Raw genomic sequence first — 21,288 nt, 5'->3', positions numbered from 1 at the left:
CGCGCCGTCCGCGCCGTCCGCGCCGTCCGCGCCGTCCGCGCCGTCCGCGCCGTCCGCGCCGTCCGCGCCGTCCGCGCCGTCCGCGCCGAGTCGGTGGGGCGGAACAAACGGATAAAACGGTCAAGTGGGCCGTGGGCCTGCCGATGGGGGCGGTGTGGACCAGGAGGCGGCCGGCCGGCTGGGCGCACTGCCGCGCACCGGCGCGAAGTCGCTCACGCCTGTCACGCTGCCCGACGGGCGGCGGGCCGTGCGCAAGGAGTGGGTCGGGGGCGGGGACGCGTCCGAGCGCCTGCGCCGCGAGGGCGCGATCCTGGGGCGGCTGCGCGGGATTGCCGGAGTGCCCGTGGTGCTCGAACCGTGCGACGGGGCGTGCCTGCTGCTCGAGGACGCCGGCGGGGAGCCGGTCGCCGGGCGGCAGGCGGCGGAGGCGCTGCGCGAGCTCGCGGCGGGGCTGGCGCGGATTCTGCGGGACGTGCACGACCGCGGGGTCGTGCACAAGAACGTGAACCCGGCCAACGTGTACGCCACGCCGCGCGGGCCGTTGCTCGTTGACTTTGATCTTGCCACCACGTTCGCCGAGGAGCGGCCCGGATTCACGCATCAGGACGAGATCGCGGGGGCCCTGGCCTACCTGGCGCCCGAGCAGACGGGGCGGACCGGGCGGCCCGTCGACCATCGGGCCGACCTGTACTCGCTCGGGGCGACGCTCTACGAGTACGCCAGCGGGCGGCCGCCGTTTCAGGCCGGATCGGCGCTGCAGCTCGTGCACGACCATCTCGCGACCGCGCCCGAGGCGATCGACAGCGAGCTGTGGCCGATCATCGCGAAGCTGCTGGAGAAGGAGCCCGACCGGCGGTACCAGAGTGCCGAGGGACTGCTGCACGACCTGCGCACGCACCCGGCCGTACTGGGGGAACGGGACTTCGCCAAGCGGCTCAGCCCGCCGTCGCGGCTCATCGGGCGGGAGCGGGAGGTCGAGGCGCTGCACCGGGCGTTCGCCGACGCGCTCGCCGGGCGGACGCGGGGGTTGCTGGCCGCCGGGGCGCCGGGGGTCGGCAAGACGGCGCTGATCAACGAGCTGCGGCCGCTCGTGACGGCGAGCGGCGGCTGGTTCGTCATGGGCAAGTTCGACCAGTACCGCCGCGACGCCGAATCCGACGCCGCCCGCCAGGCGATGCGCGCCCTCGCCCGGCTGCTGCTGGCCGAGCCGGGGCAGGACCTCGGGCCGCGGCTGCGCGACGCGCTCGGGCCCAACGCCGGGCTCGTGGCGGCGGCGTTGCCGGAGTTCGCGGTACTGCTGCGGAGCGAACCCGAGGGCGACACCTCCGAGCTGGAGGTCGGCGCGCGGCTGCAGCAGGCCGCCGTGGACATCCTGCGCGCGGTCGCGTCGCCGGTGCACCCGGTCGTGATGGTGCTGGACGACCTGCAGTGGGCCGGCGCGTTCCCGATCGGGGTCATCGACGCGATCCTGTCCGACCCGACGCTGCACGGGGTGCTCGTCGTCGGCGCGTACCGCGACGCCGAGGTCGACGAGGCGCACCCGCTCGCCGCCACCCAGGCGCGCTGGGCCCGGCAGCCGGGCGCCCCGGCGGTGCTGCGCCTTTCGAACCTGCCGCCGGCCGACCTGGCCGAGTTCCTCGCCGAGATGCTGCGCCTGGAGCCGGCGCGGGCGGCCGGGCTGGCCGAGGCGGTCGGGCGGCACACCGGCGGCAACCCGTACGACACCGTCGAGCTCGTCAACGCGCTGCGCCGCGACCGGGTGCTGACCCTGGAGGCCGAGGGCTGGCGCTGGGACCCGACCGCGGTGCGCGGGCACATCGGCGCCACCGACGTCCTCGACCTCGTCGTGGCCCGCATCGAGGCGCTGCCGCCCGCCACCCGCGACGCGCTGCAGTCGCTGGCCTGCCTGGGCGGCGAGGTGGAGCTGGGCAACGTGGAGGACGCCGCGGCGCTCGTGCCGGCCCTGGAGGACGGGCTGCTGGTGCTGGAGGAGCAGCGCGACGTCGTGCGGTTCCGGCACGACCGGGTGCAGCAGGCCGCGTACCGGATGCTCGCCCCCGAGCAGCGCCGGGCCCGGCACCTGCACATCGCCCGGCGGGTCGGCGACGACAACCTGGCCGCGGAGCAGTACCTGCACGCCGTGGACCTGCTCGACGACCCGGCCGAGAAGGCGCGGGTGGCCGGCATGTTCCGGGCCGCGGCCGGCGCGATCCGGCTCATGAACGGCACCGTCGCCGAGCGCTTCCTGCTCGCCGCGCGCGACCTCGGCGCCGAGGCCGACCCGCCGCTGCTGACCGACCTGCACGCCACCCTGTACCAGCTGGGGCGCCTCGCGGAGGCCGACGAGCTCTACGCCGAGCTGGAACGGTGCGGCACCGAGCCGCTGGAACTCGTCGACGCCACCTGCGTGCAGATCTACAGCCTCACCAACCGGCACCGCTCCCCGGAGGCGGTCGCGCTCGGCGAGCGCCTCCTCGCGCGCCTCGGCGTCACCCGCCCGGCGGACCTCGGCGACACCATCGCCGAGCGGCTGCGCGGCCTGGCCCGGTGGGCGGCCGAGGTGGCGCTCGGCCGCGACGAACGGCCCGAGCAGCGCGCCCCGCTGCAGGCCGGGATCGGCAAGATCCTGGAGAAGATGCTGTCCCCGGCGTTCTTCTGCGACCGCCTCGCCTTCATCTGGGTCGTGCTGGAGAGCCACCGGCGCTGGGTCGAGTACGGGCCGAGCGTCTCGCTCATGGCCGGGCTCGGCCGCATCCCGACGGTCGTGACCGCGATGGCGCAGGACTACCGGACCGCGTACGACGTCGCGCGGCACGTGCTCGCCGTCGGGGAGGACCGCGGGTACTTCCTCGCCGCCGCCCGCGTCCGCTACGTCTTCGCCGGCTTCGTGCAGCCGTGGTTCGAGCCGCTCGAGGCCAACGTCGCGACCCTCGAACGGGCCCGGGAGGACGTCCTGCACGCGGGCGACGTGCAGTACGCGTGCTTCGCGTACGACTTCTCGATCGCCGCCCAGCTCGACTGCGCGCCGACCCTCGACGCGTGGGGGGCCGAGATCGACGCCGGGCTGGCCCTGGCCGAGCGGACCCGCAACGAGATCGGCACCCTCGCGTACGAGCCGTTCGCGCAGCTGCTCCGGGCCCTGCGCGGGGAGCCGCGGCGGCCCGACCCCGACTACGCCAAGCAGCCGGTCGCGCTCGCGAACTTCCACGTCTACCGGGCGCTCGAGGGCGCGCTGCTGGGCGACGAGCGGCTCCTGCGCGAGCACAGCGCGACCGCGATGACGATGCTCGGCGCCATCCCCGGCATCTACACCACGGCCGCCGCCCACCTGGTGCGCGCCCTCGCCCTGACCCGCGGGCCCGGCGCCGGCGAGGAATCCGAGGGCGTCCGCGCGCCGGCCCGCGGGGAGGGCGACGACGAGGAGTCCGAGGGCGTCCGCGCGCCGGCCCGCGGGGAGAGCGGCGATGAGGAGTCCGAGGGCGTCCGCGCGCCGGCCCGCGGGGAGGGCGACGACGAGGAGCTCGAGCGCGTCCACGCGTGGCTGCGGGCGCGGGCCGCCGAGAACCCGGGCACGTTCGCGCACCTGGCCGCCCTCGTCGCGGCCGAGCGGTGCACCGAGCCGCTGTCGGCGCTGCGCGCGTTTCAAGAAGCCCTGGATTTGGTACCGCCTGAGCCCCGCCCCTGGCACCGCGCCTTCATCACCGAGCGGATGGGCCGCGCGCACCTGGCCGCCGGGCTCTCGCACACCGGGCAGGCGCTGCTGGCCGAGGCGCGCCGGCTGTACGCGGCGTGGGGGGCCCGCGCCAAGGCCGCCGACGAGTCCCGCGGCGCCGCGCACGGGCCGGCCGAGGCGCTGGTCACGTCGGACTCGATCGACCTGATGGCCGTGCTGGCCGCCGCCCGGGCGCTGTCCTCGCAGACCAGCCTCGACCGGCTGCGCGACCAGGTGGCTGAGGTGCTGAGCGCGATGACGGGGGCTTCGGCGGTACAACTGCTGCTGTGGGATTCTGACGCCCGGGCCTGGCGGCTGTCGACGGCCGAGGGCGAGCGGCGGCTGGAGGCGGCCGGCGCGGCGGGACTGGTGCCGGTGTCGGCGGTGCGCTATGCCGACCGGGTGCGGGAGCCGCTCGTGGTCGCCGACGCCGTCCAGGACGGCCGCTTCGCCCGCGACCCCTACTTCGCCGGGCTCGCCGCCTGCTCGCTCATGGTGCTGCCGGTGCTCGTGCAGGGCCAGCCGCGGGCCATGCTGGTGCTGGAGAACCGGCTCAGCCGCGGCGCGTTCACCGGCGACCGGCTCGACGCCGTCGACCTGATCGCCGGTCAGCTGGCCGTGTCGCTGGACAATGCGCTGCTGTACGGGTCGCTGGAGCGCAAGGTGGCCGAGCGCACCGAGGCCCTGGAGGCGGCCAACGAGCGCCTGGCCACGCTCAGCGTCACCGACCCGCTGACCGGCCTGGCCAACCGGCGCCGCTTCACCGACCGGCTCGGCGACGAGTGGCGGCGCTCCGCCCGCGCGCACGGCATCCTCGCCGTCGCCATGATCGACATCGACCACTTCAAGTCGTACAACGACCACTTCGGCCACCCGGGCGGCGACACCTGCCTGCGCAAGGTCGCCGCCGCCCTGCAGCACACGGTGCGCGCCACCGACCTCGTGGCGCGGCTCGGCGGGGAGGAGTTCGCGGTCGTCCTGCCCGACACCGACCTGCGCGCCGCCACGGTCGCCGCCGAGCGCCTCCGCGCGGCCGTCGAGGCGATCGGCGAGCCGCACCCGCGCACCGGCCCGGGCGTGGTCACGGTGAGCGTCGGGGTGGCCGCGCACCGGCCGTACGGGGGCGGCGAGCCCGAGAAACTCGTCGAGGCGGCGGACGTCGCGCTGTACGACGCGAAGCGCGAAGGGCGCAACCGGGTCGCGCCGGGCTTGCGGCCCCCGGTAATCTCAGCGTTTTGAGGGAGCAAGCAACGGGAATGGCCGACCACCGCGCGGACCAGCCCACCGGCGAGCAGGCCGGCGGGCCGGTGACGCTGACGTTCGCGGAGCTGGAGTTCGTCCTGCGCTCCGCGGCCGAGCGCGGGGTCGAGGTGGACGACGTGCGCCGCCGCCTCAACTTCCAGCCCGGCGTGTCGACCGGGATCGTCGTCGCCTCCGGGGTCGCCTCCCTCGTCGCCCGCGACCTGTGCCGCCTCGACGGCGACCGGGTGGTGCCGGGGGAGTTCGTCCAGTGCGCGATCGCCGCCCTGGCCACCCGGCACACCAGCACCGAGGCGGCCGGCTGGCTCGACGAGCGCCCGGTGGTCGTGCACCTGTTCTCCGGCGTGACGGGCCGCCTTGCGGTCTACCCCGGCTCGTACGGCCTGTTCTCCGTCGAACTGATCGACGCCGCCGAGCCGCTGTCCGCCCCCGTGATCCGCTTCCTGGACCTGTGCACCTCCGGCGACGGCGCGGCCACGGTCCTCATCCGCACCCAGGCCGGCGCCGCCGACGAGTCGGGCGTCGCGGTCGCCCGCAGCGCGACCGGTGCCTGGTTCATGTCCGACTCGTTGGAACGACCGGACCCGGGCCGCCCCCTGGCCCGCGCGACCGTGGTCGCCCGCCTGCTGGCACTGCTCGCGCAGCCGGTGGGCGTGTAATGGCCACCGGGCGGCCCGCCGTCTCCGGTCGTTCCGCCGATGGCACGATCTTGACATTAGTGGGATCTTGATGGCGTTCAGGGTTTCAGGGGCGGTGGAGGACTGATGGCGACAATCCGGGCCGGCGCGGCCACCGACGTCGGGAAGGTCCGCCGCCGCAACGAGGACAGCTTCTACATCGGCGAGTGCGTCTTCACCGTCGCCGACGGCATGGGCGGCCACGCGGCCGGCGACGTGGCGAGCCACCTGGCGGTGACGGCCCTGCAGCGCCTGGACGGCGTGGCGGGCCCGGGCCCGTTGGACATCCGCGACGAGATCATCCAGGCCAACGCCGACATCCTCGCCGCGGCGGCGGCCGACCCGACGCAGGGCGGCATGGGCACCACCGCAGCCGGCCTCTGCCTGGGCAAGGTCGACGGCGACGAGTGCTGGATCGTCTTCAACGTGGGCGACTCCCGGGTGTACCGCTTCGGCGCCGGCACCCTCGACCAGCTCACCGTCGACCACGTGGCGCCTGAGGCGGTCACGATGCGGCGGGGGGTCATCACCCGGGCGCTCGGGACCGACCCTGGGCCGCGGCCGGACCTTTGGGTGCGGACCGCTGAGGCGGGGGAGCGGTTCCTGGTCTGCTCGGACGGGCTCTCGCTGGAACTCACCGACGAGGAGATCGCGGACGTTCTGACCGGTTGCGAGGATCCGCAGGCGGCAGCCGACGAACTGGTGCGGCGGGCCGTCCTGGCCGGCGGCCGCGACAACGTCACCGTCGTTGTGGTCGACAACATCTAGCTCGCAGGTCACCGGGTCGGCGGTGGGCCGAGGTCCAGGGGGTTGGGGCCGGTCAGGATGCCGCCGTCCACCGGCAGGGTGTGGCCGGTGATCCAAGCCGCGTCGTCCGAGCCGAGGAAGGCCACCGCGGCGGCGATGTCCTCCGGTTCGCCGGCTCGGCCGAGGGGGTAGAGCTTCTCGAGGCGTGCCAGGTCGTCCGCCTGGTCGTCCCAGATCGGGGTGCGGACCGTGCCGGGGGCCACCACGTTGAAGCGCACGCCCAGCCGGCCGTAGCGGGCCGCGAAGTTCAGGGTCATCGCGATCTGCCCGGCCTTCGCCGCCGCGTACTCCACGCCGCCGAAGGCCGCCAGGCCGTTCACCGAGCTGATGGTGACCACGTTGCCGCGGACCCCGATCAAGTGGGGGAGGGCCGCCTGGATGCAGCGGGCCGCGCTCACCAGGGTGAAGTCCAGCTGGCCGTGCCAGTCCTCCGTGGTCGTGTCCTCGGGCTCTGAGGTGACGATGCAACCGCCCGCGTTGTTGACCAGCAGGTCCAGCCGGCCGAAGCGGTCCAGCGTTGCGGCGACCGCGGCGTCGACGTCGGTACGGGAGCCTACGTCGAGCTTCAGAGCAAGCGCTTGTTCGACACCGATCTCCGAGACCAGCGCCTCGGCGGCGTCCGGGCGGATGTCGGTGATGACCACTGCGGCGCCCTCGGCGGCGAGTCGCCGGGCGACCGCTGCGCCGATGCCCTGGGCCGCGGCCGTGACGAGTGCGACCTTTCCCTCGTACCGCCGCATCAGCCGCTCCTCTACACGCCAGACATTCGGATGCCGGTCTCGCCGCCGGGGTGGACCTCCTCGACGTCGCCGAGACAGACAACCAGGACCGGGACGCCCTCGGCCAGTTGGAGTTCCTCGCGCTCCTTCGGGGTCGGCATCCTGGCCTTCACCACGCTGACGGCCGGGACGTCGACGACCGTGCCCGGCTGCTCGACAACGCTGGTGTGCCGGCGCTCGACCCGGACCACGCAGTCCCGGCCCAAGGTGAGCAGGCCCTCGTTGCGGAGGAGCTTCACGGCCTTGAGGGCGGTGTCGCGGCCTACGCCGAACTCGCGGGCCAGCTGGTCGGCGCTGGGTACCTCGGCGCCGACGGCCAGTTGCCCGCAGCCAACCCGCTGTCGCAGAATCTCGGCGATCTGGTCGTAACGCGCCACGTCCCTCAATGTAGCCAAGTGGCCACACGGATGGAACCAGCGGGCATGTCCGAATTTACGAATAGCGACGGGTCAGGTCAGCCGAGCCGAGCCGAGCAGGTGGCCGTCGTGGTCCGCGACCTGGATCGAGTCGACGTTGGCCAGCTGGATCGAGCTGGCGCCCGTGACCCGGGCCTGGGCGGTCTGGGTGCGGCCCCAGCACGCGGCCTGCTCCGACTGGCCGCCGCGGCCGAGCACGTTCATCGTGAACGGGCCCTCGCCGGGCAGGCCGGCCAGCTCCAGGGAGACCGAGACGCCCCACTGGCGGGGACTCAGCGTCGCCCGGCCCGACAGGCCGCTGCCGTCGGCCGCCACGAACTGGACGATGGTGCCGGCGGCGGACGCAGAGGGCGAGGCCTGGGCCTGCGGGGCCGGCAGGGACTGGCGGCGGACGGCCAGCACGCCGACCAGTACCAGCAGAATCACGCACGCCGTGGCGAGCGCCAGCACTGGCAGGCGGCGCGGGCGGGCCCGGCGCAGGAGGGAGTCCAGGCCGGCGCGGGAGGGTGGCTCGAGCGGCGCGCCGGGGCCGGACGGGAGGCGTTGCAGCAGCTCCGGTACCGCGGCCAGGCGGCCCACCTCGGTGCGGCACTCGGCGCACGTGCTCAGGTGGGCGTCGACCGTGTGCTGGTCGGTGTCGTCGAGGCCGCCCAGGACGTACGCCCCGAGCAACCGGCGCACCGCGTCGTGGCCGGCGGTCACCGTAACACCCCCATCTCCTCGAACACCGCCCGAAGCGCACGGACCGCGTAGTACGCGCGCGACTTGACGGTACCTTCCGGTACCGACAGTCGTCTGGCCGTGTCGGCGACCGTGCGGCCGTCGTAGTAGACGGAGCGGATCACCTCGCGGTGCTCGGCGGAGAGGCGGTCCAGGGCGGCGGTGATGAGCCAGCCCTCGACGAGCTCGTCGACGTTGTCGGAGTCGGCGACGGCGGCGACCGCGTCGGGGTCGGAGACGAGCTTGGGGCGGCGCTGCTCGGCCCGCCAGTTGTTGCTCACGACGTTGCGCGCGATGGTCAGCAGGTAGGCCCGCGTGGTGTCCCGGCTCACGTCGATGCGCTCGATGTGCCGCCAGGCGCGCAGCAGGGTGTCCTGCACGAGGTCCTCGGCGCGGTGCCGGTCCCGCTCGTACCGCGAGACGAACGCGAGCAGCACACCGTAGTGCTCGGTGTACAGCGCGGTCATGAGCTCCTCGTCGCGCGTCACGCGCAGCCCCTCTCGACGGCCTCCCTGTCGAGGTCTACCCCACCAGACGGTTCAGGGTTCAACAACTTTACGGGGACTTTTTGCGCAGCTTCGCCTCGGCGGCCCGGATCGCGCGGCGCCCGTCCCGCGCGCGCTCGACCTCGCGGCGGCGGCGCAGCTCGGGCAGGTCGACCTCGATCCGGTCGCCGTCGTAGCGCATCGGCAGGATCGAGCCGACGGCGCTGAGCCCGCCCAGCTCGCGGTAGCGCTCGACGCGGTCGATCTCGGTGCTCGTACCGTCGTCGAAGTGCACCTTCAGCCGCAGCCGCGCGTTGAGGGCGACGGACCCGGAGGTGCCCCACCACATCTTCTCCGCCATCACGACGGCCTTGGCCCGGTGTCCGTCGCGCAGCAGCGCACGGTACCCGGGCAACAGTCGCAGCACCTTCGGCCGGTACAGCACGCCGTCGATGGTAGGCCGCTAGGGTCGGGGCGTGAATCCGTACTTCGTCTGGGAGTCGTTCGACGGCAGCGCCGGGTGGCGGCCGTTCGCCGACCTGCTCGACCCGGACGTGGCGGCGGCGCGGGTGGCCGCCTCACGGCAGGCCCTCGCGGGGATGTTCGGCCTGGAGCTCGACGCGCTGCCGGAGCGGGTGGTGGCGTCGGTGCTCTTCCTCGGGTACGCGTCCCGCCTCGTCTCCCCGCCCCTCGCCCAGGCGCTGGAGGGCTCGGTGCCGGACGTGGGACCGGACGACCTCTGGTGGCGGGAGGTGCCGGGCGGGCCGTTGCCGGTAGCGGTACACCTGGATGGAAGGCGGCCGGCCGAGGAGCTGTCCGACGTCGTGTTCGGGCTCGTGGACCCGCTGGAGGACGTCTTCGCGCGCACGTTCCACCTGTCGTCGCAGGTGCTGTGGGGCAACGTGGCGTCGGCCCTGGGCGGAGCGGCCGGGCAGCTCGACGGCGCCTGGCCCACGGTTGCGGGCCTGCTGCAGCGTCCGCCGCTCAAGGGCATGGCCGCGGTCAGCAACGGCCGGCTGCGCCGGAACAACTGCTGCCTGTACTACCGCATCCCCGGCGGGGGCACGTGCGGAGACTGCGTCCTCACCAGGGACTAGTGGCAGGGAAAGCCCAGGAAGTGCCGGCCGTCGTGGACGAACTCGTGCACGTGGGTGTCGCTGCCGAAGATCGAGACGGCGCCCTGGTCGATGCCGATGAAGTAGTAGAGCAGCAGGGCGAGCAGCGCGGTGCCCCCGAGCCAGATCAGCGAGCGGTTCAGCGGCAGGACCAGCGGGGTGGTGGCCGCCTGGGGCGACTCGGCTCCGGACATCGTGCTCATAAAAGGACACTAAGGTGGGCCGGTCCTTACGTCAATCGGACCGGCCCGACCTCACTCACACATGTACCCCCGGCGGAATCACGCCGAAGACGAGCGCCGTCGAGCCCGAGCCCTTGTAGTTGATGAACCCGCCGGCCAGCACCGACGCGCCGGTCGTCGGGAACTGCGCCAGGTTGGCGAGGATCTCCAGGCTGATCCGGTGCCGTTGGTAGATCAGCAGCGAGGCCAGGAACTCGGGGTCGGTGCCGAGGTCAGGGCCGAACGTGTCGATGCCGGTGCCGCCGTTGCGCCCGATCCGCCCGGTGTCGATGAACCACTGCACGGTCGCGGGCGCGAAGCCGGGCTGGTGCAGGACGCCGTCCTGGTCGAGGTTCGGAAAAGCCTTGGTGCCCCATTTGTACTCCCAGCCGGTCCACATGATGATCATGGATTCGTCCGGGATGCGGCCGTGCTTGCGCTCCCACGCCTTGACGTCGTCGATGGTCAGGGCGTAGTCGGCGTTGCGGGCGCACTTGTCACGCACGTCGATCTTCACCGCGGGCAGGAACAGGTCGTTGGGGTCGAGGTCGTCGGCGAGCGGCTCGCCGGCGTTGAAGTGGCCCGGCGCGCCCCAGTGGGTGCCGGTCGCCTCGCCCTCGCGGACGTACTGCAGGTAGTACCCCTCGTTCTCGATCGTCGCGATCGTCTCGAGGGTGAACGCCGGGTCGCCGGGGTAGATGTTGGTCTTGGCCGGGTCGTTGACGTGGGAGAGGCTGATCAGCCTCGTCTTGCCGGGACGTAACGCGTCGGTGCCGGAGGGCGCGGCGGCGGCTGATCCGGCCAGTCCGGCGGCGCCGGCGACGGCTCCTCCGGCGGCGGCTGCGAGCAGGTGTCGTCTCTGCATGGTCGTCAATGTACGGCGCCGCCGATCTCGGCGAGATAGTCCGACACGGCCGACACGTCACCCGCATCGGAGATCATGCCGACGTACCCGTCCGGGCGGATCAGCACCACGGTGCGCGCGGTCGCGGCGTACGCGGCGGCGAGGTCGCTTCCGAGCTGGGCCCGCACCGCCCGGACGCCCGCCGGCGCGCCCTCGGGCCCGAAGCTGAGCAGCGTCCACTGGCCGCCGGTCGGGGCTCCGCCGGGCGCGCGGTCGCCGGCCCGGACCGCCGAAGTGTCGTCGCGGTCGTCGCGGGCCAGCACGGAGCCGCGGTACCCGATGCCGAGCTGCGTGGTGCTCGCGTCGCGCTGCGTCGGGATGCCCCGCTCCTCGATGGCCTGCCTGAGCCGGGCGTCGGACAGCGCGAGCACCCCGGCCGCGACCGGGCGCCGCTCGGCCTCGTAGGTGTCCAGCAGCGACTCCGGCGCGCCGTGGGCGGCGGCGGCGAGCTTCCAGCCCAGGTTGTACGCGTCCTGGATGCCGGTGTTCATGCCCTGCCCGCCCGCGGGGGAGTGGATGTGCGCGGCATCGCCGGCCAGGAAGACGTTGCCCGCGCGGTACCGCTCGGCGAGCCGGACGTTGGCCCGCCAGAGCGACGACCACTGCGGCTCGTGCAGCTTCAGGTCGGCGCGCCCGGTCCGCCGCTCGAGGATCGCCCGCAGGTTGGCCAGGGACAGGTCCGGGTCCTGGCCGGGCGCGATGCTCGCCTGGAACTGGAATACGTCGGTCGAGGGCAGCGGGCACAGGGCGAGCATGCCCTCGGCGTGCCGCCACACGTGCCAGGCGTCGCGGTCGAGCCCGTCGGCGGCGACGTCGGCGACGATCATCCGGATCTCGTCGCGGGTGTCGCCCACGAAGCCGATCCCGGCTCCCTTGCGCACGGCGCTGTGCCCGCCGTCGCACCCGACGACCCAGCGGGCGTTCGGCATGTCGTGTGCTGCATAGGCCGTGCCGAACTCGACCGCGCCGCCGAGTTCCTCGAGCCGCATCCGCAGCGCCTCTTCCGTACGCCACTGCGGCGTGATGAGGCTCGCGGGCATGTCCGGGATGCTGACCTTGACCTGGCCGTCCGGGCCGGTGGAGTGGATCGGCATCCCCGTCCGGCCGTGCGCGAGGACGCGGTCGGCGATGCCGAGATCCGCGAAGACCTCCAGCGTGCGCGGCTGCAGGCCCTTGCCGCGCGAGCCGGGCTGCGGCCCGGGCGCGGCGTCGACGATCCGGAACGGGACCCCGGCGCGGGCGAGCGTGCAGGCCAGCGTGAGTCCGGTCGGGCCGGCTCCCACGATCAGCACCGTCTCCATGATCTTGCCTCCTTAAGAAAGGAAAAGCTTTCTTAGTAGACTAGCTCGGGTGGAGACCGAACCCGTCCGCCGCCGGCGCGGCCCGCAGTTGGAGGCCGCGCTGCTCGCCGCCGCCTGGGACGAACTGGTCGAGGTCGGGTACGGCCGGCTCACCATGGAGTCGATCGCCGTGCGGGGCGGGACGAGCGAGGCGGTGCTGTACCGGCGCTGGAGCAACAAGGATCAGCTGGTCCTCGCGGCCCTGGAGCACCGGCGGGCCACCCATCCGGTGGAGGACCCGGACACCGGCTCCCTGCGCGGCGACCTCATCGGCACCCTGACCGCGCTGAGCGAGGCCCGGGCGGCGTTCTTCGCCGTCGCCGCGGCGGCCGCCTTCTCCGGGCTGCAGGCCGGGACCGGGCTGACCCCGGCCCAGGCCCGCGACCGGGTCATGGAGGCCGACCCGCTCCCGCCGGTGCGGGCCGTCTACCGGCGGGCCCAGGACCGGGGCGAGCTCGACCTGGCGCGCATCCCGCCCGCCGTCCTCGCCATGCCGTTCGACCTGGTACGCCATGACCTGCTCATGGACCTGCGCCCGCCGTCCGAGGCGCGGATCACCGCGATCGTCGACGAGCTGTTCCTGCCCCTCGTCGCGACGTACTCGGGACTTTCGCCCCGGGAGCGGTAAGTGGCATTTCGCCTAGGATCGGGACGCGGTGGGTGATCTTTCGCCCGAAACCGGGAACCGTCGCCCCACCGTGTGCGACTAAGTGGAGGACGCACCGCACAGCAGGAGGTTGGCCGGGTGTCGAAACGGCAGCGCGACTCGCGCGACTACGCGCGGCGCATGCGCATGATCCAGGAACGGGCGACGGCCAGGCGCGGCCGGATGCGCGTCGCGTACTCCGCGATCGGCGCCGTCCTGCTGGTCTTCGTGGTGATGGGGCTGGTCAAGCTCGGCACCGCGGGCGGCGGGGGCGGCGGCGAGGAACCCAGCGCCCTGCCGACCGGCGCCGCGGCCGAGGCGGTCATCACCGGCCTGACCTCGGTCCCGGCCACCACGCTCGACACGGTCGCGGCGGGCACCAAGCCGACCCTGCCGAGCGCGCTGACCGGCCAACCGGCCCTCACCGACGGCGGCAAGCCGCTGATCCTCTATGTCGGCGCCGAGTACTGCCCGTTCTGCGCCGCCCAGCGCTGGCCCGTGGTCATCGCGCTGTCGCGGTTCGGCACCTTCACCGGCCTGTCGCTCACCACGTCGGCGGCGGACGACACGTACCCGAACACGCCCACGGTCTCGTTCCACGGCGCGACGTACACGAGCCAGTACCTGTCCTTCCAGGGCGTCGAGACGACCACGAACAAGCGGGTCAACGGCCAGTACGCGCCGCTGGACCAGCTCACCCCGGCGCAGCAGCAGGTGCTGCAGAAGTACAACGCCGCCCCGTACGTGCCGGCCGACTCCGCGGGCGCGATCCCGTTCATCGACTTCGGCAACAAGGCCCTGCAGGCCGGCGCCTCGTTCAGCCCGCAGCTGCTCGCCGACCACAGCCACCAGCAGGTCGTCGACGCCATCAAGGACCCGAACAGCCAGCTCGGCCGCGCCGTCGACGGCAGCGCCAACGCCATGACCGCCCTGCTGTGCAAGATCACCGGCGGCCAGCCCGGCGACGTGTGCACCAGCGCCGCCGTCAAGGCCTACCAGGGGGAGTTCGCCAATGTCGGCCAGTGAAGTCGAGCTCGACCGCACCCTGGTCCAGCCGTGGGTCCCGCTGGCCTCGCTGGTCATGTCGGTGCTCGGTCTAGGCGTTTCGGTGTACCTCACGATCGAGCACTTCACCGCCTCCACCACCCTCGCCTGCCCGGAGACCGGCGCCCTGAACTGCGTGAAGGTCACCACCTCGGAGCAGTCGGCGGTGTTCGGCATCCCCGTGGCGGTGCTCGGCCTCGTGTACTTCGTGGTCATGCTCGCCCTGTCGCCCGCCCCGCTGTGGCGGTCCAAACTGCCGGCCATCCGGTACGGCAGGCTGGCCATGGCCTCGATCGGCGTGCTGTTCGTCTTCTATCTGGTCTTCGCCGAGTTCTTCACCCTGGACGCCATCTGCCTCTGGTGTACGGGCGTCCACGTGCTGGCGGTGGGCCTGTTCGCCGTCACCGCCCTGGGCACCGCGTACGCGGATCCCGCCGACCTCTAGGAACTTTCGGGGGATGCGGGCCGACTATCCGCCGACACGCATCCCACCGAGAGGACCTCCCCGTCATGCGCCTGACCCACGTGGTCCGCGCCGCCGTAGCCGCCGCGGCGGCCGCCACCGCCGCGCTAGCCTTCCCCGCCGTCGCCTCGGCACACGTCACGGTCAACCCGAACACCGCCGTCCAGGGCGGCTACACCAAGGTGACCTTCCGCGTCCCGACCGAGCGCGACGACGCCAGCACCACCAAGGTCGAGATCGCCATCCCGACCGACAAACCGATCGCGTCGGTCTCGTTGAAGCCGGTCCAGGGCTGGACGGCCGTGACGGAAACGTCCAAGCTGACCACCCCCATCAAGTCCGACGACGGCGACATCACCGAGGCCATCTCGAAGATCACCTGGACCGCGGACCCGAACTCCGCCATCAAGCCCCACCAGTTCCAGGAGTTCGACGTCTCGCTGGGCCCCCTGCCCCAGACCGACCAGATCGTCTTCAAGGCCCTCCAGACCTACTCCAGCGGCGAGGTGGTCCGCTGGATCGACGAGCCGGCCGCGGGCGCGGAGGCCGAGCACCCGGCACCGGTGCTGAAGCTCTCGAAGAAGTCGGACACCGCGGCCGCCTCGACGACCACCTCCGCCGGCCCGACCGTGGCCGCCGACGCGTCGGACACCTCGTCGCCGTCGAACGGGACGGCGATCGGGCTGGGGATCGCGGGCCTGGTCCTGGGCTTGGCGGGCCTGGTGGTGGGCATTCTGGCGTACCGCCGGACGCCTTCCACTCCCGCCGCCTGACCTTCTGACCTTGTGCTTGCCGGCGGCGCGCCTCCTTGTTGTGGGGTGGGCGCGCCGCCGGCAATCTCAGCGGCGATGTATACAGCAGGGGCAGGCTGATATCATGGGCCTATGCGGACGATCATTGATGTTGACGATGCCCTGCTCGACGCCGCCCAGTCGGAGCTCGGCACCGCTACGAAGAAAGACACGGTCAACGAGGCGCTGCGCTATGTAGCTGAGCGAAATGCGCGCTCGCGAGCCGTTCTTGACGACCCGTTCTTCCTCGGCGGCTCGGATCTCACCGACGCTGAGGTGATGCGTGGCGCGCGGCGTTGAGCACGCTGTTTCTCGCTGATACGTCGGCCTACACGATCGCTCGTCGTTCCTCGGCGGCGGAGCGGCGCCTCAGGGCGTTGGCGGCGGATGGGGTGCTCGCCACCTTCGTCACGGTGGATCTTGAGCTGGGCTACTCGGCCCGCGATCCCGCCGAGCATCAGGGGATTTTCCGTACTCGCAGTCACCTCGTCCAGCTCGCGTCGATCGACGAGATCGCGATGCGCGCGCGGGAGGTGCAGGCGCTGATGGCTACGCGGAGCCAACACCGCGCCGCGGGCGTCATGGACCTGCTCACCGCCGCCGCGGCGGAGCACTACGGCGCCTCGGTCCTGCATTACGACGCTGACTTCGATCACATTGCTGCGGTCACCGGACAACCTGTCGACTGGGTGGCGCCGAAAGGTTCCGTGTCGTAGCCGGGCGAATTGCAAAGGTTGCGGTTCGGGTGGCCGATGGTTGCGATGTGGAGGCCACAGGCGTAGCCGGCATCGCGACCCGCATGGCGGAGATCCGCAGCCAGATCAACGCGTTCCGCCCGCCGGCCACCAACGCGGCCGACGGCGCCGAGTCGTTCCAGCAGACCCTCGACGCCACGCTCAAGACCGCGCGTACCCCTGAGGGCGTTCCGGTCGAGCTGAGCAAGTACGGCAACGGCCGCGTCCCGGAGAACGCGCTCCAGAAGGTCGGCGCCACCGGCCACGAGCTGTGGGCCCCCGCCGCCACCAGCCTCGAAGCCCTCATGCGCGCCGCCCGCAGCCAGGGTGTGAACATCGGGATCACCGACTCCTACCGCCCGTACGCCGAGCAGGTCGACCTGGCCAAGCGCAAGGGCCTCTACTCGCAGGGCGGGCTCGCGGCCAAGCCCGGGACCAGCGATCACGGCTGGGGGCTCGCCGTCGACCTCGACCTGGACGGCAAGGCTCAGGCATGGATGCGCCAGAACGCGGGGCGGTTCGGGTTCGCCGAAACCACGCCGCGGGAGCCGTGGCACTGGGCGTATCGAGCAAAATGAGCGGGTGACCGCGATCTTCACGTTCGTCTTCCTCGCGCTGGCGGCTGCGTGGGCCGGGGCGATGGGGTACAGCCTGCTCGTCGTGCAACCCAAGGCCGCCCGGTTCTTCGAGGACGATGGCCAGCTCGAGGACTTTCTGCTCGTCATGGCGCACGGGAACCGGTGGAAGGTGGCGCCGCTCATTGCGGGGCTGCTCGTCACCGCGACGCTGGCGAAGATCTATTACGTGCTGCCGTTGTACGTCGTTGCCGCCGGGATCTTTGCGCATGTCAGCTGGCGGCACTGGCCGAAGCGGGTGTTCGCGTTGCCGGCCGAGCGGGAGGGGTTCCGGCGGGCGTTGCGGGTGCAGGCCTGGGCGATGACGGTGCTTGCCGGTGGCGCGTTTCTGACAGCTCTGGCGGCAACCAGCGGACTCTTCTGATCTCCCTGCCGCGGTTACTGTCGTGCGACAGCCAACCGCGGGTAAGGAGAGGACAGCGTCGTGACCGGTTTCCGCCACGATCTGGCACAACTGCTCAAGGCCAGATTTCCGGTCCTGTACGTCGAGTCCTACGAGGAGCACCGCGTGCTCTCCGAGCTCGTGGCGGTCGCCGCCGATGCCGGGCTGGTGCGCACGCCGCGGCCGGTGTGGACGTGGTCGGCGACCAGTGGGCTGGTGCAGCCGGACGGGGCTGCCACGCAGTACACGACGGAACCGGACAACGCGCTCGATGCGGTGCTGCGGATTCAGCAGCCCGGGCTGTTCGTGTTCCGCGACCTGCACAATTCGCTGGGCGGGGACGTGCCGGTGCTGCCGAGCGTGGTGCGCCGGCTGCGGGACATCGCGGCGGCGTTCAAGGCCGGTGCCGCGCCGCGGACGCTGGTCATTGTCGCGCCGGTGCTGCGGATTCCGGCGGACCTGGAGAAGGACGTCACGATCGTCGACTTCCCGCTGCCGAGCGAGGCCGAGATCCGCGGGGTGCTGGAGGCGATGATCGCCGGGAACGCGGCCGGCGGGCGGATCCGCATCGAGCTCGATCCGGTGGGGCGGGAGAAGTTCGCCAAGGCCGCGAGCGGGCTCACGCTCAACGAGGCCGAGAACGCGTTCGCCCGGGCCATGGTGAACGACGGCGTGCTCGATCTGCACGACCTCGGCGTGGTACACGAGGAGAAACGACAGGCGGTGCGCAAGTCCGGCGTGCTCGAGTACGTCGAGGCCGACGTGCGGCTCGACGAGGTCGGCGGGCTGGAGAACCTGAAGCGCTGGCTGGCCAAGCGGGACAACTCGTGGCTGGCGGCGGCGGAGGAGTACGGGCTGCCGGCGCCCAAGGGCGTGCTCATCACCGGCGTGCCGGGGTGCGGCAAGTCGCTGACCGCGAAGGCCGTGGCGGCCGGGTGGGGGCTGCCGCTGCTGCGCCTGGACATCGGGCGGGTCTTCTCCGGGCTGATCGGCTCCAGCGAGCAGAACATGCGGGCCGCGCTGCGCACCGCCGAGGCCGGCGCGCCGTGCGTGCTGTGGGTCGACGAGATCGAGAAGGGCTTCGCGAGCGGGAGCAACGACGGCGGCACCAGCAACCGGGTCTTCGGCACGTTCCTGACCTGGATGCAGGAGAAGACCGGCGCGGTGTTCGTGATCGCGACGGCCAACGACATCGAGCGGCTCCCGCCGGAGCTGCTGCGCAAGGGCCGGTTCGACGAGATCTTCTTCGTGGACCTGCCGAGCCGGGCCGAGCGCAGCTCGATCTGGGGCGTGCACCTGCGCCGGCGCCTGTCCCGCCCGGCGGTGCAGGGCGCGCTGCTGGTCGACGACGGGCTGCTGCGCGAGCTGTGCACGGTGACGAACGGCTACTCCGGGGCGGAGATCGAGCAGGCGGTCGTCGCGGCGCTCTTCGACGCGTTCTCCGAGCGGCGTCCGCTGCGCCGGGAGGACCTTCTGCGCGCGATTTCCGCCACGGTACCCCTCAGCGTCACGCAATCCGCCAAGCTCGACGCGCTGCGGGACTGGGCGCGCACGCGGGCCGTGGCGGCGACGGCGCCCGAGGACTGGGACGCCGACGAGGAGCCACCGACCGCGGCGCTGCCGATGATCGGCGTGCACGGCCGGACGATCGAGGTCTGACGATGAGTGTCTCCCTGATTCTGCTCCCCCTGGCGATCGCCGCGGCCGCCGCGCACGCCGGCCTCACCAAGGGCCGCACCGGCGACGCCACGGTGTGCCAGGTCCAGACCCGGATGCGCGACGCGGGCCTGCTCGCCGCCGCGCTGCGGGACACCCGGGCGGCGGTGACGCCCGACGATGACGGGCTCGTCGCGGACTGGGCGGGCGTGCGGGCCCGCTTCGTCCGCGACGAGCAGCACGTCTGGACCGCCCACTTCACCGGCGACGTCGACGAGCCGCGGGCGGTGGACATCGTGCGGGCGCTCGACGTCGCGTACGGGCGGCAGGTCCAGCAGGCCGTGCTCGCCCGCCTGACCGAGCGCGCCCCGGCGGCCGGGCTGCGCCTGGAGTCGCGCGCGGTCACCCCCGACCGGGCGGTGCGGCTGGTCTTCGCGGTGGAGCGGTCCTCGTGAAACACATCGTCGTCACGGTCGCGGAGGACGGGACGGTCTCCGCCGAGACGCACGGCATCACCGGTTCGAAGTGCCTGGACTACGTCGCCCTGCTGGAGGATCTGCTGGCGGCGCAGACGGTGCACAGCGAGTACACGCGCGATTTTCATGGCACGAACACCGTCACGCACAGGCAGGAGCAGCACGATGGCCTCTAACCCGGCGAGCTTCGGCTGGCGGCTGCGCAACAGCTGGTGGGTGCTGCTGGTCGTGCTCGGGTTGGGCTGCCTGGGCGGCACCGGCTTCCTCTACATCGGCATCACCGCGCGCAAGCCCTCGTGGTGGGGGATCGGCATCGGGTACCTCCTGTTGCCCTGGTCCGCGCTCGTCGCCATCAACCGCCTGCCCCGCGAGTCCTCCGTCAGCTCGGCCATCGCGGTCGCGTACTTCGCCCTGTGGTTCGCGAGCATCGTGCACGCGCTGATGTTGAACGGCTCCTGGCTGCGCTGGCGGGCGGCGAACCGGCCGTGGTTCGAGCCGCAGCCCGCCCCGCTGGCCCCGCCGCCCGTTTTCGCCCCGCCGCCGGCTTTCGCTCCGCCGCCGGCTTTCACTCCGTCACCCGCAGCGACGATGCCCGCAGCGACGATGCCCGCAGCGACGATGCCCGCAGCGACGATGCCCGCGCCGACGATGCCACCTCCGGCGTTTGCAAATGCCGCGCCCGGTCTGGAGCTCAACGCGGCGACCCCGGAGCAGCTCGCGCAGGTTGCCCGGCTCGATCTGCCGCGGGCGCAGCGGATCGTCGCGGACCGTGAGGCGCGGGGCGGGTTCCAGTCCGTCGAGGAGTTCGCCGCCGCGGCCGCGCTGCCGCCGCACGAGTTCGCCCGGCTGCGCACGGTGCTGACCTGCACCCCGCGCCCGCGCGCGCCGCAGCAACAGCAGCCGGGACCTGGGCGTGTCCTCGATTTCTGAGGCCGTACCGGCGGACACCCTGGTCGTCGGCCGGTTCCTGGAGCGCACCGTCGCCGAGGGCCCGGGCGAGCGCACCGCCATCTGGGTCCAGGGCTGCACCATCCGCTGCCGAGGCTGCTTCAACCCGCACCTGTGGACGTTCCGCGGCGGCACCCCGACCCCGACCGCCGAGGTCCTGCACCGGGTCCTGGAAGCGGACACGGACGGCCTGACCCTGCTGGGCGGCGAACCGTTCGACCACGCCGCGCCCCTCGCCGTGATCGCCGCGGGCGTGCGCGAGGCGGGCCGCACGGTCATGACGTTCTCCGGCTACACGACGGCCGAGCTGGACGAAGCGGTCCACAGCGGACGGGACGACGTCGCGGCGCTGCTGGAGGCGACGGACCTGCTCGTCGCCGGGCCGTACGTCGCCGAGCTCGTCGACCGCGAGCGCCCCTGGGCCGGCTCCACCAACCAGGAGTTCGTCCAGCGCGGCGACCGGTTGCCGTATTCGCGCACTCCCGACCGCCTGGAGATCACGGTGGCCGAGGACGGGCTGCTGTCCGTGAACGGCTGGGCCGACGACGAGACGCTCGACGCCCTCCTGTATGACCTAGGCCGGAGACAGCGCCCGGACGCGCTTCACGATGCGTATTCGTCCGAGATCTCGGTGGCGTAGTGCTTCCACAGCGGTTGCATGGTCTCGGCGTTGACCGGCTGCCCTGAATCGATCATGGCCTTGAAGTCGCGGAAGTACTGCACGTACAGGTCGGGGGTGAACGTGTTGAGCATGACGGCGTTCTCGTCGCCCACGTTGGCGAACGTGTGCGGGGCTCCGGTCGGCACGATGACCCAGGTGCCCGGTCCGGCGTCGTACTGGTCCGCGCCGACGGTGAACCGGAACGTTCCCGCCAGCACGTAGAAGCCCTCGTCGTGCTGCGCGTGGCGGTGCTGCAACGGGCTCGGGGTGCCCGGCGGAATGGTGACCTCGGCGAACCCCAGGCGGTGGGCGGTGTGCTCGCCGTTCTCCAGGATCCGGATCTGCTGCGCCCCGCTGCCGAGGATCTCGCCCTCACCGGGGCGGACGATGTGTACCTTCGCCACGACGCTCTCCCA

At 72.6% G+C, this 21,288-nt stretch carries 26 protein-coding genes; 17 read left to right on the top strand and 9 right to left on the bottom strand.

All coding sequences use genetic code 11. The features are described 5' to 3' along the window. Nucleotides 1–154: 154 nt before the first annotated feature. From ACQPZ4_RS41705 to ACQPZ4_RS41695, 3 genes are all read left to right on the top strand, one after another. Entirely contained in the window at nt 155–4,951 is a 4,797-nt protein-coding gene (locus ACQPZ4_RS41705; RefSeq protein WP_433049120.1) for a diguanylate cyclase domain-containing protein, read from the top strand. A 17-nt stretch (nt 4,952–4,968) separates the two neighbouring features. Beyond that, nucleotides 4,969–5,631 carry a hypothetical protein gene (locus ACQPZ4_RS41700; protein ID WP_433049117.1) on the top strand — a complete coding sequence of 221 codons (663 nt, stop codon included), beginning with the start codon at nt 4,969–4,971 and terminating at the stop codon, nt 5,629–5,631. 105 nt (nt 5,632–5,736) lie between these two features. Continuing rightward, complete coding sequence (locus ACQPZ4_RS41695; protein WP_433049114.1) at nt 5,737–6,417, top strand: PP2C family protein-serine/threonine phosphatase; 681 nt, start codon at nt 5,737–5,739, stop codon at nt 6,415–6,417. A gap of 8 nt (nt 6,418–6,425) precedes the next feature. On the opposite strand, the gene ACQPZ4_RS41690 is transcribed toward ACQPZ4_RS41695, so the two are convergent. From ACQPZ4_RS41690 to ACQPZ4_RS41670, 5 genes are all read right to left on the bottom strand, one after another. Beyond that, a complete protein-coding gene (locus ACQPZ4_RS41690; protein ID WP_433049111.1) occupies nt 6,426–7,196 on the bottom strand; it encodes an SDR family NAD(P)-dependent oxidoreductase in 771 nt (256 codons plus the stop codon). Between the two features lie 11 nt (nt 7,197–7,207). After that, nucleotides 7,208–7,612: a GntR family transcriptional regulator gene (locus tag ACQPZ4_RS41685; protein ID WP_433049108.1), complete on the bottom strand. Its 405-nt coding sequence runs from the start codon at nt 7,610–7,612 to the stop codon at nt 7,208–7,210. 72 nt (nt 7,613–7,684) lie between these two features. Continuing rightward, entirely contained in the window at nt 7,685–8,353 is a 669-nt protein-coding gene (locus ACQPZ4_RS41680; RefSeq protein ID WP_433049105.1) for an anti-sigma factor family protein, read from the bottom strand. Then, on the bottom strand, nt 8,350–8,859 hold the full coding sequence (locus tag ACQPZ4_RS41675; protein ID WP_433049103.1) for a sigma-70 family RNA polymerase sigma factor: 510 nt from the start codon (nt 8,857–8,859) through the stop codon (nt 8,350–8,352). Before ACQPZ4_RS41675 ends, ACQPZ4_RS41680 begins: the two co-directional genes overlap by 4 nt. Nucleotides 8,860–8,926: 67 nt before the next feature. Next, nucleotides 8,927–9,301 (bottom strand): hypothetical protein, encoded by a 375-nt coding sequence (locus tag ACQPZ4_RS41670; protein WP_433049100.1) that lies wholly within the window; start codon nt 9,299–9,301, stop codon nt 8,927–8,929. Nucleotides 9,302–9,332: 31 nt separating this feature from the next. On the opposite strand from ACQPZ4_RS41670, the gene ACQPZ4_RS41665 reads away from it, so the two are divergent. Beyond that, nucleotides 9,333–9,953, top strand: a complete 621-nt coding sequence (locus ACQPZ4_RS41665) for a (2Fe-2S)-binding protein (protein WP_433049097.1) — start codon at nt 9,333–9,335, stop codon at nt 9,951–9,953. Here ACQPZ4_RS41665 and ACQPZ4_RS41660 read toward each other — a convergent pair. The 3 genes from ACQPZ4_RS41660 to ACQPZ4_RS41650 are packed head-to-tail and all read right to left on the bottom strand — an operon-like array spanning nt 9,950 to nt 12,397. Then, the gene (locus tag ACQPZ4_RS41660; RefSeq protein WP_433049095.1) at nt 9,950–10,174 is read right to left on the bottom strand and encodes a CbtB domain-containing protein; all 225 of its coding nucleotides are present in this window, start codon (nt 10,172–10,174) and stop codon (nt 9,950–9,952) included. The genes ACQPZ4_RS41665 and ACQPZ4_RS41660 overlap by 4 nt on opposite strands. A gap of 55 nt (nt 10,175–10,229) precedes the next feature. Beyond that, entirely contained in the window at nt 10,230–11,057 is an 828-nt protein-coding gene (locus tag ACQPZ4_RS41655) for a cyclase family protein (RefSeq protein WP_433049092.1), read from the bottom strand. Nucleotides 11,058–11,062: 5 nt separating this feature from the next. Beyond that, entirely contained in the window at nt 11,063–12,397 is a 1,335-nt protein-coding gene (locus tag ACQPZ4_RS41650; RefSeq protein WP_433049089.1) for an FAD-dependent monooxygenase, read from the bottom strand. 49 nt (nt 12,398–12,446) lie between these two features. Between ACQPZ4_RS41650 and ACQPZ4_RS41645 the strand changes: the two genes are divergently transcribed. The 13 genes from ACQPZ4_RS41645 to ACQPZ4_RS41585 all read left to right on the top strand — a co-directional run bounded on the left by ACQPZ4_RS41645 (nt 12,447) and on the right by ACQPZ4_RS41585 (nt 20,851). Then, a complete protein-coding gene (locus ACQPZ4_RS41645) occupies nt 12,447–13,064 on the top strand; it encodes a TetR/AcrR family transcriptional regulator (protein ID WP_433049086.1) in 618 nt (205 codons plus the stop codon). Nucleotides 13,065–13,181: 117 nt separating this feature from the next. Beyond that, on the top strand, nt 13,182–14,108 hold the full coding sequence (locus ACQPZ4_RS41640; protein WP_433049083.1) for a DUF929 family protein: 927 nt from the start codon (nt 13,182–13,184) through the stop codon (nt 14,106–14,108). Continuing rightward, entirely contained in the window at nt 14,095–14,571 is a 477-nt protein-coding gene (locus tag ACQPZ4_RS41635) for a vitamin K epoxide reductase family protein (protein WP_433049080.1), read from the top strand. The genes ACQPZ4_RS41640 and ACQPZ4_RS41635 overlap by 14 nt, the downstream gene beginning before the upstream one ends. 65 nt (nt 14,572–14,636) lie before the next feature. Beyond that, nucleotides 14,637–15,362 carry a YcnI family protein gene (locus ACQPZ4_RS41630; RefSeq protein ID WP_433049078.1) on the top strand — a complete coding sequence of 242 codons (726 nt, stop codon included), beginning with the start codon at nt 14,637–14,639 and terminating at the stop codon, nt 15,360–15,362. Nucleotides 15,363–15,473: 111 nt separating this feature from the next. Further along, the gene (locus tag ACQPZ4_RS41625; RefSeq protein WP_433049076.1) at nt 15,474–15,680 is read left to right on the top strand and encodes a type II toxin-antitoxin system VapB family antitoxin; all 207 of its coding nucleotides are present in this window, start codon (nt 15,474–15,476) and stop codon (nt 15,678–15,680) included. Then, entirely contained in the window at nt 15,677–16,096 is a 420-nt protein-coding gene (locus tag ACQPZ4_RS41620; protein ID WP_433049073.1) for a PIN domain-containing protein, read from the top strand. The genes ACQPZ4_RS41625 and ACQPZ4_RS41620 overlap by 4 nt, the downstream gene beginning before the upstream one ends. 47 nt (nt 16,097–16,143) lie before the next feature. Beyond that, complete coding sequence (locus ACQPZ4_RS41615; protein ID WP_433049070.1) at nt 16,144–16,692, top strand: M15 family metallopeptidase; 549 nt, start codon at nt 16,144–16,146, stop codon at nt 16,690–16,692. 4 nt (nt 16,693–16,696) lie between these two features. Further along, nucleotides 16,697–17,113, top strand: coding sequence for a hypothetical protein (locus ACQPZ4_RS41610; RefSeq protein WP_433049067.1), 417 nt, complete (start codon nt 16,697–16,699; stop codon nt 17,111–17,113). Nucleotides 17,114–17,173: 60 nt separating this feature from the next. Beyond that, on the top strand, nt 17,174–18,790 hold the full coding sequence (locus ACQPZ4_RS41605) for an AAA family ATPase (RefSeq protein ID WP_433049064.1): 1,617 nt from the start codon (nt 17,174–17,176) through the stop codon (nt 18,788–18,790). Between the two features lie 2 nt (nt 18,791–18,792). Further along, nucleotides 18,793–19,242, top strand: a complete 450-nt coding sequence (locus tag ACQPZ4_RS41600) for a hypothetical protein (RefSeq protein WP_433049061.1) — start codon at nt 18,793–18,795, stop codon at nt 19,240–19,242. Further along, complete coding sequence (locus ACQPZ4_RS41595) at nt 19,239–19,439, top strand: DUF2997 domain-containing protein (protein WP_433049058.1); 201 nt, start codon at nt 19,239–19,241, stop codon at nt 19,437–19,439. The genes ACQPZ4_RS41600 and ACQPZ4_RS41595 overlap by 4 nt, the downstream gene beginning before the upstream one ends. Beyond that, nucleotides 19,429–20,193 carry a ComEA family DNA-binding protein gene (locus ACQPZ4_RS41590; RefSeq protein ID WP_433049056.1) on the top strand — a complete coding sequence of 255 codons (765 nt, stop codon included), beginning with the start codon at nt 19,429–19,431 and terminating at the stop codon, nt 20,191–20,193. The genes ACQPZ4_RS41595 and ACQPZ4_RS41590 overlap by 11 nt, the downstream gene beginning before the upstream one ends. Continuing rightward, on the top strand, nt 20,177–20,851 hold the full coding sequence (locus ACQPZ4_RS41585) for a 4Fe-4S single cluster domain-containing protein (protein ID WP_433049053.1): 675 nt from the start codon (nt 20,177–20,179) through the stop codon (nt 20,849–20,851). The genes ACQPZ4_RS41590 and ACQPZ4_RS41585 overlap by 17 nt, the downstream gene beginning before the upstream one ends. Here ACQPZ4_RS41585 and ACQPZ4_RS41580 read toward each other — a convergent pair. Then, nucleotides 20,815–21,276 (bottom strand): cupin domain-containing protein, encoded by a 462-nt coding sequence (locus ACQPZ4_RS41580; protein WP_433049050.1) that lies wholly within the window; start codon nt 21,274–21,276, stop codon nt 20,815–20,817. The two genes, ACQPZ4_RS41585 and ACQPZ4_RS41580, sit on opposite strands and share 37 nt — an antisense overlap. Nucleotides 21,277–21,288: the final 12 nt, after the last annotated feature.

Origin of the sequence: Dactylosporangium sp. CS-033363, assembly GCF_050942475.1 — a bacterium.
Classification (GTDB): Bacteria; Actinomycetota; Actinomycetes; order Mycobacteriales; family Micromonosporaceae; genus Dactylosporangium.
The sequence above is the reverse complement of the archived record's forward strand: the minus strand, read 5'-3'. Positions and strand labels throughout refer to the sequence as shown.

Excerpts from the sequence above, each read along its gene's own strand:
- ACQPZ4_RS41700 (WP_433049117.1), top strand. The coding sequence starts at position 4,969 with ATGGCCGACCACCGCGCGGACCAGCCCACCGGCGAGCAGGCCGGCGGG.
- ACQPZ4_RS41695 (WP_433049114.1), top strand. The coding sequence starts at position 5,737 with ATGGCGACAATCCGGGCCGGCGCGGCCACCGACGTCGGGAAGGTCCGC.
- ACQPZ4_RS41690 (WP_433049111.1), bottom strand. The coding sequence starts at position 7,196 with ATGCGGCGGTACGAGGGAAAGGTCGCACTCGTCACGGCCGCGGCCCAG.
- ACQPZ4_RS41660 (WP_433049095.1), bottom strand. The coding sequence starts at position 10,174 with ATGAGCACGATGTCCGGAGCCGAGTCGCCCCAGGCGGCCACCACCCCG.
- ACQPZ4_RS41655 (WP_433049092.1), bottom strand. The coding sequence starts at position 11,057 with ATGCAGAGACGACACCTGCTCGCAGCCGCCGCCGGAGGAGCCGTCGCC.
- ACQPZ4_RS41650 (WP_433049089.1), bottom strand. The coding sequence starts at position 12,397 with ATGGAGACGGTGCTGATCGTGGGAGCCGGCCCGACCGGACTCACGCTG.
- ACQPZ4_RS41635 (WP_433049080.1), top strand. The coding sequence starts at position 14,095 with ATGTCGGCCAGTGAAGTCGAGCTCGACCGCACCCTGGTCCAGCCGTGG.
- ACQPZ4_RS41630 (WP_433049078.1), top strand. The coding sequence starts at position 14,637 with ATGCGCCTGACCCACGTGGTCCGCGCCGCCGTAGCCGCCGCGGCGGCC.
- ACQPZ4_RS41625 (WP_433049076.1), top strand. The coding sequence starts at position 15,474 with ATGCGGACGATCATTGATGTTGACGATGCCCTGCTCGACGCCGCCCAG.
- ACQPZ4_RS41600 (WP_433049061.1), top strand. The coding sequence starts at position 18,793 with ATGAGTGTCTCCCTGATTCTGCTCCCCCTGGCGATCGCCGCGGCCGCC.
- ACQPZ4_RS41590 (WP_433049056.1), top strand. The coding sequence starts at position 19,429 with ATGGCCTCTAACCCGGCGAGCTTCGGCTGGCGGCTGCGCAACAGCTGG.